Source organism: Bifidobacterium panos (genome assembly GCF_012932445.1).
Classification (GTDB): Bacteria; Actinomycetota; Actinomycetes; order Actinomycetales; family Bifidobacteriaceae; genus Bifidobacterium; species Bifidobacterium panos.
In genome coordinates, this window is sequence record NZ_JAAIIJ010000002.1 from 24,815 (window position 1) to 36,805 (window position 11,991).

The window sequence follows — 11,991 nt, forward strand, 5'->3', positions numbered from 1 at the left end:
TTCGGCTTCAGCTGTTTCCCCCGCTTCAACTGCCCCGGCCGCTTGCGGCGGCAATAACGTTTCAGGCATCCGCACCCACCGCTTACGCGACGACCCCATTGGCGATCAGCTCGCGCGCCACCTCGCGGTATTCCTTGCTGGTCTTGTGCCCCGGCGAATAGATGGTGATGGGAGCGGCGGCCACGGTGGAATCGGGCAGTTTGATCGAACGGGAGATCACCGTGTGGAACACCTTGTCCTGAAACGCCTCGTAGATGCGCTGCATGACTTCCTCGCAGTGCAGCGTCTTGGTGAACATGGTGACCAGCACGCCATAGACCTCAAGGCTTGGGTTGATGCGGCTCTGCACCTTCTCGATGGATTGCATGAGCAGAGCCACCCCGCGCAGGGCGAAGAACTCGGCGGCCACGGGGATGATCACGCCGTCCGCCGCCGTCAGCGCGTTCACCGTCAGCAGACCCAGCGAGGGCTGGCAGTCGATGATGATGATGTCGTATTCGGCTTTCAGCGGGCGCAGCACGTCCGCCAGCACCTGCTCGCGCCCCACCTCGGTGACGAGCTGGACTTCGGCGGCGGACAGGTCGATGTTGGCGGGGATGACGTCAAGATTCTCAAACTCGGTGTGCTGCACGATCTCGTGCACATCCGCGCGGGAATCGAACAAAGCCGTGTAGATCGTGTTCTCCACGGTGTTGGCGTTGATGCCCAAACCCACCGTGGCGGCGCCCTGCGGGTCGAAATCCACAATCAGGCAACGGCGGCCATATTGGCTCAATGCCCCCGCGATATTGATGGAGCTAGTGGTTTTGCCGACGCCGCCCTTTTGGTTGCACATGGCAATGACCCGCGCCGGACCGTGTTGCTTCAGTGGTTCGGGGGCGGGAAAAGTGGCATAATCGCGTCCAAGCAAATCCGTAGACATATCCCCCACCTTATCAACAGGCCTCGCCCCTTGAGGCAGATCAAAAGTCCCTTGCGAAAACGACGATTTACTCACGGTTCCAAGCCTACCTCACATCCGTCCGACACCCAATCCGCACCCAGAATCCGCACCCAGAGCTCATCAACGCGCACGGGGGTGAGCCGTCAGATAGGTTTCGATGAGATTCTCCGGGCTGACGTGCGTGTAGATCTGCGTAGTGGTGACGCTGGCGTGGCCGAGCAGCTCCTGCACGGTGCGCACGTCCGCGCCGCCCTGAATCAGATGCGTGGCAAAGGAATGGCGCAACGTGTGCGGGTGCAGGGGTTTGTCGATATGGGCGCGCTGGCCGGCCTGCTTGACGATCTCCCATACGGATTGGCGCGACAGGCGATGCCCACGCTTGTTGAGGAATATCGCCCGGCGCTCGGGCGTTTTGGTTTTGGCGAGGGATTCGAGTTGCGCTCGCGCTTGGGCGAGGTAGCGCCGCATCGCGCTGCAGGCGTATGAGCCGACCGGCACCAGCCGTTGTTTGGAACCTTTGCCGAGCAGCCGCGCGATTTTCTCATCCAAATCGATGTCGTCAAGATTGGCGCCCACGGCTTCGGAAACGCGGCAGCCGGTGGCATACATGAACTCAAGCAGGGCTTGGTCGCGCAATGCGACCGGGTCTGCGGCTTGGGCCTTTTCGGGAACCGCCACGGCCTCGAGCAGACGGGTGACCTCATCGACGGACAGCACGTCGGGCAGTCTGCTGGCGCCTTTGGGGGCTTTGACGGATGCGGAAACGTCATCGCGCACCAAGTGCTGGCCCAAGGCGAAACGGTGGAACTCATGCACGGAGGCGAGCCGCCGGGCTTTGGAACGCGCGCTTTCGCCCGCCGCATCGAGAAAGGCGACGTAATCCTCGATGTCTTGTTTGGCGATATCGTCGGGCTGCGTGATGCCGCGTTCGGCAAGCCAAGTGACATAGCGGTTCAGATCGGATTCATACGCTCTGACTGTGGCCTTGGCGAGCCCGCGCTCCACATCGATGTGCGCGAGGAACTGGCTCATTGGCCGCGCGAATCCGTCACTCATAGTGCCTCATTGTATTGCGTGGCGTTGCACTGTACCGAACAAAACGGCGAAACCCCGCCAATCGACGGGGTTTCACGTGATTCAAGCCGATATAAGCTCGGCTCAGGCCTCGACGGGCGCGTTGACGTCCTTCGGCAGAGCCTTCTTGGCGGCGTCCACGATGGCCTTGAAGGTGTCGGGGTCGGACACGGCCAGCTCGGCCAGGGCGCGGCGATCCAGCTCAATGCCGGCGGCCTTCAGACCCTGGATGAAGCGGTTGTAAGTGATGCCCTCGGCGCGGACGGCGGCGTTGATGCGCTGAATCCACAGCTTGCGGAAATCACCCTTGCGAGCCTTGCGGTCGCGGAAGTTGTAGTTAAAGGAGTGGAGCAGCTGCTCCTTGGCCTTGCGGTACAGGCGGGAACGCTGACCGCGATAGCCGGACGCCCTTTCGAGGACGACGCGACGCTTCTTGTGAGCATTAACTGCGCGCTTGACACGTGCCATAATCTATTCCTTCGCTTTCTTTGACGAATGTCTTAAACGGTTCTCTCACTTGCCCAGCATGCGGTTGAGCTTCTTGGCCTGCGCGGTGGGGATCACCTGATCGGCCTTCAGTGCGCGGCGCTTGCGGGCGGACTTGTGTTCGAGATTGTGGCGCATGGCGCTACCGACCTGCATCAGCTTGCCCGTGCCGGTGCGACGGACGCGCTTGGAAGCGGCGGAATTACTTTTCATCTTCGGCATTGCTGCCCTCCTTATTGGTGTGCTTCTTGCTGGAAGTCTTGGTGGTGGCTTTGCTCGTGGCACTGGCGGCCGTGCTCGCCGTCTTGTCGGAAGCGCTGGCGGCCTTGCTGTCAGTCTTGCTGGCGGAAGCCTTATCGCCGGTTTTGCTGTCGACTGTCTTGTCGACCTTGTCGGCGGCCTTGGGTGCAACCGCGGACTTCGCTTCGGCTGCGGCCTGGGCCTGCGCCTCCTGCTTGGCCGCAAGACGCGCAGCCTGACGCGCCTGGCGTTCGGCGCGGGACGTGGCGCCGCGACGACGCTGTTCGGACTGGGTGTGCACCTTCTTGCCCTTGGGCGCAAGCGTCATGATGATGTTGCGACCCTCCTGCTTGGGCTGATATTCGACGGTGCCGTATTCCTCCACATCCGCCGCAAGACGCTGCAGCAGCTCCACGCCTCCGATGGGGCGGGACTGCTCGCGGCCGCGCAGCATGATGGTGACCTTGACCTTGTCTCCGCCATTGAGGAAGCGGACCACATGCCCCTTCTTCACTTCGAAGTCATGATCGTCGATCTTCAAACGGAAACGGATTTCCTTGATCTCAGCCGTGTTCTGATTGCGGCGAGCCTCACGAGCCTTGATTTTCTCGTTGTACTTGTATTTGCCGTAATCGATGAGCTTGGCCACAGGGGGCTTGGCGTTGGGCGCCACCTCGACGAGATCGAGGTTCGCCTCTTTCGCCAGGTTCAGTGCAACCGAGGTCGCGATGACGCCCACCTGCTCGCCCTTCGGGCCGATCAGGCGCACCTGCGAGACGCGAATCTCGTCATTAATGCGTGGTTCGTCGCTGATGATGACTCCATTCCTCTGTATTGCGTAACGGGGCGGCGAGGATGCACATTGCAGCGTTTCGGTTTCACAGCAAAGCACACGCGAATCGAATACGCGCATGCGTCAACGCATTTCCCAAGAATTAATTGGGAAATATGCCATGAACCCGAAGCCCTGAAAGGCTTCCAGGTGGGGTTGCCCCGCTTTCTTGATTTCTCAAGCCTTGAAGATAATACCACGCCCCCCGACAAAGCCCGGGGTTCGGCGGGCGCATTACACTTGGGTGACCATGAGCGAGATATGCGTGGTATTCGGTGCCGGGGAGTATTACGACGAGCGGCCAGCGGTGCCGCAAGGCGCGTTCGTGGTGGCGGCCGACGGCGGGCTGGATCATGCGCGGGCGCTTGGTGTTTCGGTCGACGTGACGGTGGGCGATTTCGATTCGCTTGCCGGTTCGATGCCCGAATGCGACGAACGCACCGTCAAGCTGCCGGCCGAGAAGGACGATCCCGACATGCTGTCCGCGCTGAAAATCGGATGGGCGCAGGGCGGCCGCGTGTTCCATATTTACGGCGGCCTCGGCGCGCGCGTCGACCACACCATCGCCAACATTGAGCTCATGGCGCTGTTGGCCGAACACGGCGGCCTCGGTTTGTTGCATGGCGACGGCCAGATCGTCACCGCCGTATGCGACGGCGCGTTGCGATTCGCCCAGAGCGACGTGCCGCCCGGACGTATGGTGTCGGTGTTCGCGCACAGCGACGTCGCATGCGCAGTCAGCGAATCCGGGCTGAAATACGAAGTGACGAATGCGACGATGACGCGAACCCAGGTGGTGGGATTGAGCAACGAGTTTCGAGACGGCCTGCCCGCCACCATCGATGTGCGGCACGGCACGCTTATCGTCACGTTTCCCGCAGAAGCGCCGTTGCCGCAGTTGGTGTCGCATCGCACCTTTCAGGGGGATTTGGGCGAACTCGACACCGAAGTATCGGCGTTCCTGCATCAATAGGAGAGCAGGCGAGCGGACGGCGCACCACCGGCGTTCGCACGTGTCTGAAGTACAGGAGGGGCATTACAGTAGGAGGCGTTGGTTAAACCACGGTTCGGGGCACCTGAACGCATACCGAACCTTCCCCAAGGGAGAATTACATGACAGTTAAGATTGGTATCAACGGCTTCGGTCGCATCGGTCGTCTCGCTTTCCGTCGCATTTTCGAGCTGCAGGCTCGCGGCGGCCAGGCCGGCGACATCGAAGTTGCCGCCATCAACGACCTGACTTCCCCGGCTGCCCTGGCTTATCTGCTGAAGTACGACAGCACGCACGGCACCTTCCGTCACGACGACGGCACCCCGGTGGAGGTGAAGGCCACCGATAACTCCATCGTGGTGGACGGCAAGGAATACAAGGTTTACGCCGAGAAGGACGCCAACGACATCCCGTGGGTCAAGAACGACGGCGTCGAGTATGTGCTCGAGTGCACCGGCTTCTATACCTCCGCCGAGAAGTCCCAGGCTCACATCAACGCCGGCGCCAAGAAGGTGCTGATTTCCGCTCCGGCCAAGGACGACACCACCCCGACCGTCGTGTTCGGCGTGAACCACGACATCCTCAAGCCGACCGACGTGATCGTGTCCGCCGGTTCCTGCACCACCAACTCCATGGCCGCCATGGTCAAGCTGCTGAACGACAAGTGGGGCATCCAGGCTGGCTTCATGACCACCATCCACGCCTACACCGGCACCCAGATGATTCTGGACGGCCCGCGTGGCACCAAGTCCGGCCGCGATCTGCGCGCCGCCGCCAACAACACCATCGCCCACTCCACCGGTGCCGCCAAGGCCATCGGCAAGGTTGTGCCCGAGGTCAACGGCAAGCTGCAGGGCCATGCGCAGCGTGTGCAGGTGCCGGACGGCTCCGTCACCGAGCTGACCACCGTGCTGGGCAAGGAGACCACCGCCGACGAGATCAACGCCGCGTTCAAGGCCGCCTTCTCCGACACCGATTACTACGGCTACAACGACGAGGGCATCGTCTCCGGTGACATCATCGGCGACACCCACGGCGGCGTGTTCGACCCGACCCAGACCGATGTCAACACCGTTGACGGCGTGACCCTGGCTCGCACCGTCTCCTTCTACGACAACGAGTACGGCTTCACCTCCAACATGATCCGTACCCTGCTGTACTTCGCTGAGATCTCCGAGTGAGCCGACGCGGAAGTCTTCCGCTCGGTTCATAACGAACTCGACCAAAGGGCTTGTCGCTTGTACGCGGCAAGCCCCTTTTCATACGCCTAACGCTGCCGGCGCAGTTCGGACGGCAATACGAAGTGCATGTTTTCCTTGGTGGTATTCACCGACTGCATATCGATGTATCCCATGCCCTGCAAGGCGCGAACGACGCCTTCGACATAGACTTCCGGCACGGAGGCACCGGAGGACACGCCCACGGCGTCCACATCCTCGAACCACGAGGCATCGAGTTCGCCGGCGTCGTCCACGCGATGCGCCAAGCCGCGCCCTCCCGTTTTCGCCGGAGCGTCAGGCGAGCCGAATCGCGCATCCAGCCCCTCCTGACCCACTTCCACCAGTCGCACGGAGTTCGACGAATTGGCCGAACCGACAATCACCACGCAGTCGGAGAGCATCGCCACCTTTTTGATGGCCTCCTGACGGTTCGAGGTGGCATAGCAGATATCGGAGCTGGGCGGCGTCTCAATCCACGGGAACCGGCGTTGCAAGGCGGCAATCGTGCCGGCGGTCTCGTCCACGCTCAACGTGGTCTGGGTGAGCATCACCAGCTTGGTGTCGGGCGCGAAATCAAGCTTGCATACGTCGTCCTCATGTTCGATCAGATGCACGTGCTCGGGGCTCTCCCCCACCACGCCGACCGCTTCCTCGTGCCCCTGATGGCCGATATAGACGATTTCATATCCCTCGCGCACGAAGCGCAACACCTCGCGATGCACCTTGCTCACCAGCGGGCATGTGGCGTCGATGACGTTCAGCCCGCGTGCCTCGGCCTCGGCTTTCACCGCGGGCGAAACGCCGTGGGCGGAAAACACCACCGGCACGCCGGCCTCGGCCGCCTGAGGGGGGATCTCGCTGAGCTCCTCGATGAACACGGCCCCCTGGAACCTAAGTTCCTCGACGACGTGGCGGTTGTGCACGATTTGGCGGCGCACATACACCGGGGGCAACCCGGCTGGCCGCGTGCCGTTCGAGGCGGTTTTGAGAATGGTCTGCACCGTCAGAATCGCCCGATCCACCCCGGCGCAGAAACCGCGCGGATCAGCCAGCACAATACGTTTGCCCATAGTCACCTTCCGTGGAACTTTTTCGAAACACCAGCATAACCAATGCCATGTCGAGCGCCGTCGCGCCCGTAGGGACCAAGAGGTGCGGCGGCGCGCTAGACTGGGGTGTTGGCGACAATAACCGTTCAAACAACCATGTATGAAAGAGACACTATGGCAACGAACCGCCCCCCGCGCACCGGTCAACAATATTCCCTCACCCACGGCGACTGGCAGGCCGTCGTCACCGAACTCGGCGCCACGTTGCGCACGCTCACCTATCAGGGGCGCAACGTCGTCGTGCCGCTCGGGCAGGACGACCCCGTCACCTGCTGCCACGGACAACTGCTCGTGCCGTTCCCCAACCGCATTGAGGCCGGCACCTACACCTTCCAAGGCGAGACCTACGAACTGCCGATCGACGAGCACGAACGCAACAACGCCATTCACGGCTACGGTTATCGCTCGTTCTGGAAGTTGGAGAGCTCAAGCGAGAGCAGCGTCACCCTGTCGTGGCGCGTGCCGTTCCTGCTGGGTTATCCGTTCGACGTCACCGTCACGACCACTTATGAACTGACCGACGAGGGGCTGAACATCATCGTCAGTGCCACCAACAACGGCGATACCGACGCGCCGTGGGCGCTGGCCATCCACCCGTGGCTCGACAACGGTTTCAACGGCTATGGCGACGAAATCGACGGCCAGAACGCGCAGTGTACCCTCACTGTGCCGGGCAACACGCATGTGACGGTCAACGAGAACCTCATCCCCACCGGCACCGAACCGGTGGATGGCACTAAATACGATTTGCGCCAGCCGCGCCTGCTCACCGAACAGCCGTATGACGATGCGTGGACCGACCTTGAGCACGATGCCGACGGCACAGTCACCGCCACGTTCACGCGCCCCGACGGCCTGAGCGTGCGCATCGGCGGCGACGAGACGATCACCTCCTATCAGGTGTGCACCGGCACGAAGTTCCCGGCCTTCAAGCACCCGGCCGGCACCGCCGTCGAGCCGCAGACCGCGTATGCCAACGCGTTCAACACCGGCAATCAGCTCATCGTCATCAAGCCGGGCAAGACGAGCACCACCAAGCTGTTCATCAATGCGTCCCTTGAGTAGGAGTAGGCCGATGAGTGGTTCAATGCCTCCGTCTGGAGGTTATGGCACAATACACGAGGCTTATTCTTTAATGCAAAGGAGTTCATCATGGGTATGCGCGGACGTAAGCGCAAGGATCGTCGCAAGAAGGCCGCCAATCACGGCAAGCGCCCGAACGCCTGATTATTCGTAACGAATAGTGCAAAACCCGCTGAATCGTTTCGGTTCGGCGGGTTTTCCATTGCGGCGCTTAGTCTTGGCCTGACTTGGTTTGGCTCGGCTTAGCTTGGTCTGGTCTGGCTCGCTGCTTCCTTATTCCTGACAGCAGCAGCAACGGTCAAGGGTTTCCTTGAGACGCGCCATCAAGCACTCGGGGGCACTTTCGGGGCGCAGATATGCCCTGAGCGCGGCTATCATCGCCTGTTCGTGCGCATCGCAGCAGACGGCGGGATCGAAGCAATCGGCCACGGCTTGCGATTCACCCAAAATGACCCTTTGCGTGATCGATGTGGCGCTGAACGTCGTCTCGCCACACGCTCCGGAGACAACATGCACCTGACGCACCACGACATCGGCATCGGCATCAACGCGGGTGACGGCGATATGCCGCCGTTCGAGCGGCGAGCAATCACCGCAACAAGCATCGTCATGTTCCATATTGCTCATAAGTCACTCCTGTTGTGCATTATCGCCCCGAGCCACGGCCTCAGCACCCGTTGTCTCGCCACGCGAGCCGCCTGGCAGCTGCCGGCCATAACCACGCTCACGCGCGTAGGCCGCAAGTTCGTGTTTGAGCTGTGTGCGGGCGCGATTGAGCCGGCTCATCACCGTGCCGATTTTCACGCCCTGCTCTTCAGCCACTTGGGTGTAGGACTTGCCGTCAATCGCCGCGTCAATGAACACCTGACGCCGTTCGTCGGGCAGTTTGGCGAGCGCGTTCATGATCTCCTCGGGGGCGAATGCGTCCAAATACTCGTCCTCGGCGGATTTCAACCCGTCCGACGAATGTTCCGAAGCGGCGTAGATATCCCAATCGTCATATTCGCCGGAGGAATCGTTGGCGCGCTGCGGGCGGCGCTTGGATTTGGCATATTGGTTGAAAAAGGCGTTGCGCTCAATGGTGGTCATCCACGCGGCGAAGTTCGTCCCCGGCGTGAACGAATCGAAGGCCTTGAACCCGCGTTCGAAGGTGTCTTGCACCAAGTCCTGCGCGTCGTCCGGGTTGTTCGTCAGCCTCATCGCCTGACGATACAGCGCGTCGACCACGGGCATGGCAAGTCCCTCGAAGCGGGCACGCCGCTGCGCCATGGTCTCCCCGTCGTTGTTTGTCACATGTGTCATTGTAATCGCGCCGAGCGTGATGTCTGGCGCAACGCGCACAGTGGTATGAGAACGCCCGATGAAAGGATGCGCATGAGCCTGACGCTGAACCGCGCCGTAGCACTGTTGAAGCAGCATGATCTGTTGCGCGAAATCGTCACCCCCGGCCGCTGGACGCTTGATGCCGCGAGCTGCGCGGATGCGGATCAGACATTCGCCGCCATCACCTACGACACGCGTCAGATCGAACCGGGCACCCTGCTGGTGTGCAAGGGGCGCTTCAGCCCCAAGTTCCTCGACAGTTGCGACGAGCGCGGGCTTGCGGCCTATGTGTCCGAAACCGAGTTCAGCGAACATACGCGCACACCCGGGCTGATCGTCAGCGACGCGCGCAAGGCGCTGAGCCTGCTTGCCGCTGAAGTTTACGGCCACCCGGAGCGCCAACTCACGCTCATCGGCATCACCGGCACGAAAGGCAAAACCACCACGGCCTATTTCACCCAAGCCGTGCTCAACGCCCATAGCGGCGGCCATTGCGCCCTGTTCTCCTCGGTGGACAACTGCCTCGACGGGCGCACCTATGTCGAATCCGACCTGACCACCCCCGAATCGCTCGATGCGCTGCGCATGATGCGCCAGGCTGTCGATAACGGCATGGAATACCTCGTCATGGAAGTCAGTTCGCAAGCCTACAAGGTTCAGCGCCTGTATGGGATTACGTTCGACGTGGGCGCGTTTTTGAATATCTCGCCTGACCACATCAGCCCCATCGAGCACCCCACATTCGAGGATTATCTGTATTGCAAGCGCCAGCTCATCGCCCATGCGCGCACGCTGGTGTTGAACGCCCACGCCGCGCATGTGGATTTGCTGCGCGAGGATGCGGCTGGGGCCGATGTACCCGTCCATGAGTTCGCTTTGCTGGGCGAGCAGCCGAGCTCGCACTCCCCCGCCACCTGCGGCTGGCCGTGCGGCGGCAAAAATGCTATGGCATATCAATTCCGACTCGACGGCGAGGAACTGGGCGACTATGCGCTCGACTTGGCGGGCGATTTCAATGTCGAGAACGCGCTTGCCGCCGTCACCATCGCCCACGCCGCGGGCGTGCCGGCAAACGCGACCGACGCCCTGCATGCCATGCAGCACACGCGCGTGCCGGGACGTATGGAGCAGTTCGACGACGAGGAAAGCGACACGCACGCCATCGTCGACTACGCGCACAATTTCGCCTCCGTCAAGCGGCTGATCGACTATGTGGACGCTCGTTATGGCGAATGCAAGCCAGCGATCACGCTGGTCACCGGCTCGGCCGGCAACAAGGCGCTCGACCGCCGGCGTGAAATCGTCGAGGCGGCGCAGAATCGCATCGCAAGGTTCATCTTCACCACCGAAGACACCGACACCGAGCCGCATGAAGACATCTGCAAGAGCATGCTGGCGAACGTCACCAACCCGGAAGTCAAGACGTCAATCGTTATCAACCGCGCCGACGCCATCGCCGACGCCATCGCCGACGCCCAAGCGCACGCCGGGCGCACCGATGTGATTCTCATCATCGGCAAGGGCAACGAGCGCTGGATCAAGGATTTCAACAAGCACACGCCCTATGAAGGCGACGACCATGTGGTCGAGCGGCTGCTCGCCGCCTAACGGCCCATATACACCCCGATACACCCCGCTTATCCCAGAACTTCAGTCAACCAACCAAAGGATTATTATGATCACGCTTGAGAAAGTCGATTCCGCCACACTCCAACGCGAGGCCGCCGCAGTCGGCATTGAACTGCCTATCGAGCAAACGGGCGTGTGGTCCGCTTTCCAAGCGGACATCGAGGGCCGCACCCCGTGGGGCGACTATCTGATTCGCCGCGAAGGTACCACCATCGCCGTAATCTCGCTGATCGACTTCGAAACGCACGGCTACCATTACCTGCGTTCGATGCACGGACCAGCATGGGCCGCGAAACCTTCCGAAGCCGAGGAGCGCGAGGTGATTGATGCGCTGGTTGCGATGGTGCGCACGGCGGACAAGAAGGTGGCGTTCCTGCGCGTGGATACGTGGAGCGACGCCGGCACGAAGCCGGTGCTGTCCACTGTGCCCTACGATCTGACCGTCGTCATCGACGTGACCGGCGGCGACGAGGCGATTCTAGGGCGCATGAAGCGCCGCGGCCGCCGCGACGTGCGCAAGGCCCTGCGCGAATGCCCGGCCGAAGTCGCCGATGAGACCTCGGCGGCACTGTCCGATTTTTCCGAATACTACGATGTGATGGTGGAAACCGGCAAACGCGACGGCTTCACCCCCGCGCCCATGTCCGATTATGCCGACATGATTCGCGCACTCGGTGCCGAGCATTGCCGCGTGTTCGCCGCGCGCATCGAGGATCGCGTGGTCGCCTGGTCGATCGTCACCGTGAACGGCACGCACGCCGTGCGCTACTATGCCGGCATGCGCAACGAGGTGATGCGCATGCATGTCACCGACAAGCTGCTGTATTGCGAATGCTGCATCTTGGGCTCGCAGGGCATCACCGCGTATGACCTGATGGGCATCGGCTCCGATTTCGCGCCTTCGTTGAAAGGTCTCAATGAGTTTAAGACCAAGTTCACCGAGGAAGTCACGCCGGTTGCGCCGGCGCGCGATGTGCCTGTCAAGAAGGCCTTCTACAGTCTGCTCTGCTTCCTGAAGTCCCTGCGCAACAAGCTGCGTGGATGACAGCGCGGTGTGCTGG

The 11,991-nt window shown here is 61.6% G+C and carries 13 protein-coding genes and 1 pseudogene; 6 read left to right on the top strand and 8 right to left on the bottom strand.

Annotated features, from left to right (window positions below; genetic code table 11):
* Positions 1-82: 82 nt before the first annotated feature.
* The 5 genes and pseudogenes from G1C94_RS00220 to infC all read right to left on the bottom strand — a co-directional run.
* Complete coding sequence (locus tag G1C94_RS00220) at positions 83-922, bottom strand: ParA family protein (RefSeq protein WP_172143604.1); 840 nt, start codon at positions 920-922, stop codon at positions 83-85.
* Between the two features lie 141 nt (positions 923-1,063).
* Positions 1,064-1,999: a site-specific tyrosine recombinase XerD gene (xerD, locus tag G1C94_RS00225; RefSeq protein WP_172143605.1), complete on the bottom strand. Its 936-nt coding sequence runs from the start codon at positions 1,997-1,999 to the stop codon at positions 1,064-1,066.
* 102 nt (positions 2,000-2,101) lie between these two features.
* A complete protein-coding gene (gene rplT, locus G1C94_RS00230; RefSeq protein WP_172143606.1) occupies positions 2,102-2,485 on the bottom strand; it encodes a 50S ribosomal protein L20 in 384 nt (127 codons plus the stop codon).
* 45 nt (positions 2,486-2,530) lie between these two features.
* Entirely contained in the window at positions 2,531-2,725 is a 195-nt protein-coding gene (gene rpmI / locus G1C94_RS00235) for a 50S ribosomal protein L35 (RefSeq protein WP_172143607.1), read from the bottom strand.
* Positions 2,726-2,912: 187 nt separating this feature from the next.
* Positions 2,913-3,578: pseudogene (gene infC / locus G1C94_RS00240) on the bottom strand (translation initiation factor IF-3); the annotation flags it as partial.
* A gap of 247 nt (positions 3,579-3,825) precedes the next feature.
* Here infC and G1C94_RS00245 point away from each other — a divergent pair.
* Both G1C94_RS00245 and gap read left to right on the top strand, forming a co-directional pair.
* Positions 3,826-4,548 (top strand): thiamine diphosphokinase, encoded by a 723-nt coding sequence (locus G1C94_RS00245; protein WP_172143608.1) that lies wholly within the window; start codon positions 3,826-3,828, stop codon positions 4,546-4,548.
* 140 nt (positions 4,549-4,688) lie between these two features.
* The gene (gap, locus tag G1C94_RS00250; RefSeq protein WP_172143609.1) at positions 4,689-5,747 is read left to right on the top strand and encodes a type I glyceraldehyde-3-phosphate dehydrogenase; all 1,059 of its coding nucleotides are present in this window, start codon (positions 4,689-4,691) and stop codon (positions 5,745-5,747) included.
* A gap of 86 nt (positions 5,748-5,833) precedes the next feature.
* On the opposite strand, the gene G1C94_RS00255 is transcribed toward gap, so the two are convergent.
* Positions 5,834-6,856 (bottom strand): 4-hydroxy-3-methylbut-2-enyl diphosphate reductase, encoded by a 1,023-nt coding sequence (locus tag G1C94_RS00255; protein ID WP_172143611.1) that lies wholly within the window; start codon positions 6,854-6,856, stop codon positions 5,834-5,836.
* Positions 6,857-7,009: 153 nt separating this feature from the next.
* On the opposite strand from G1C94_RS00255, the gene G1C94_RS00260 reads away from it, so the two are divergent.
* Positions 7,010-7,960, top strand: a complete 951-nt coding sequence (locus G1C94_RS00260) for an aldose 1-epimerase family protein (protein WP_172143613.1) — start codon at positions 7,010-7,012, stop codon at positions 7,958-7,960.
* A gap of 87 nt (positions 7,961-8,047) precedes the next feature.
* Entirely contained in the window at positions 8,048-8,122 is a 75-nt protein-coding gene (locus G1C94_RS07930) for a 50S ribosomal protein bL37 (protein ID WP_003817083.1), read from the top strand.
* A gap of 129 nt (positions 8,123-8,251) precedes the next feature.
* Here the strand turns inward: G1C94_RS07930 and G1C94_RS00265 are convergent, their stop codons facing one another.
* Positions 8,252-8,596, bottom strand: coding sequence for a hypothetical protein (locus G1C94_RS00265; RefSeq protein WP_172143901.1), 345 nt, complete (start codon positions 8,594-8,596; stop codon positions 8,252-8,254).
* 12 nt (positions 8,597-8,608) lie between these two features.
* Positions 8,609-9,247, bottom strand: a complete 639-nt coding sequence (locus G1C94_RS00270; RefSeq protein ID WP_172143903.1) for a sigma-70 family RNA polymerase sigma factor — start codon at positions 9,245-9,247, stop codon at positions 8,609-8,611.
* Between the two features lie 105 nt (positions 9,248-9,352).
* On the opposite strand from G1C94_RS00270, the gene G1C94_RS00275 reads away from it, so the two are divergent.
* Together G1C94_RS00275 and G1C94_RS00280 are read left to right on the top strand one after the other, a co-directional pair.
* Positions 9,353-10,909: a UDP-N-acetylmuramoyl-L-alanyl-D-glutamate--2,6-diaminopimelate ligase gene (locus tag G1C94_RS00275; RefSeq protein ID WP_172143615.1), complete on the top strand. Its 1,557-nt coding sequence runs from the start codon at positions 9,353-9,355 to the stop codon at positions 10,907-10,909.
* Between the two features lie 67 nt (positions 10,910-10,976).
* On the top strand, positions 10,977-11,975 hold the full coding sequence (locus G1C94_RS00280) for a lipid II:glycine glycyltransferase FemX (protein ID WP_172143617.1): 999 nt from the start codon (positions 10,977-10,979) through the stop codon (positions 11,973-11,975).
* Positions 11,976-11,991: the final 16 nt, after the last annotated feature.

Bases quoted from the DNA above. Each gene is read 5' to 3' on its own strand.
- G1C94_RS00220 (WP_172143604.1), bottom strand. From the start codon at position 922: ATGTCTACGGATTTGCTTGGACGCGATTATGCCACTTTTCCCGCCCCC.
- G1C94_RS00245 (WP_172143608.1), top strand. From the start codon at position 3,826: ATGAGCGAGATATGCGTGGTATTCGGTGCCGGGGAGTATTACGACGAG.
- G1C94_RS00280 (WP_172143617.1), top strand. From the start codon at position 10,977: ATGATCACGCTTGAGAAAGTCGATTCCGCCACACTCCAACGCGAGGCC.
- rpmI (WP_172143607.1), bottom strand. From the start codon at position 2,725: ATGCCGAAGATGAAAAGTAATTCCGCCGCTTCCAAGCGCGTCCGTCGC.
- G1C94_RS00275 (WP_172143615.1), top strand. From the start codon at position 9,353: ATGAGCCTGACGCTGAACCGCGCCGTAGCACTGTTGAAGCAGCATGAT.
- G1C94_RS00270 (WP_172143903.1), bottom strand. From the start codon at position 9,247: ATGGCGCAGCGGCGTGCCCGCTTCGAGGGACTTGCCATGCCCGTGGTC.
- xerD (WP_172143605.1), bottom strand. From the start codon at position 1,999: ATGAGTGACGGATTCGCGCGGCCAATGAGCCAGTTCCTCGCGCACATC.
- G1C94_RS00255 (WP_172143611.1), bottom strand. From the start codon at position 6,856: ATGGGCAAACGTATTGTGCTGGCTGATCCGCGCGGTTTCTGCGCCGGG.
- gap (WP_172143609.1), top strand. From the start codon at position 4,689: ATGACAGTTAAGATTGGTATCAACGGCTTCGGTCGCATCGGTCGTCTC.
- G1C94_RS00265 (WP_172143901.1), bottom strand. From the start codon at position 8,596: ATGGAACATGACGATGCTTGTTGCGGTGATTGCTCGCCGCTCGAACGG.
- G1C94_RS00260 (WP_172143613.1), top strand. From the start codon at position 7,010: ATGGCAACGAACCGCCCCCCGCGCACCGGTCAACAATATTCCCTCACC.
- rplT (WP_172143606.1), bottom strand. From the start codon at position 2,485: ATGGCACGTGTCAAGCGCGCAGTTAATGCTCACAAGAAGCGTCGCGTC.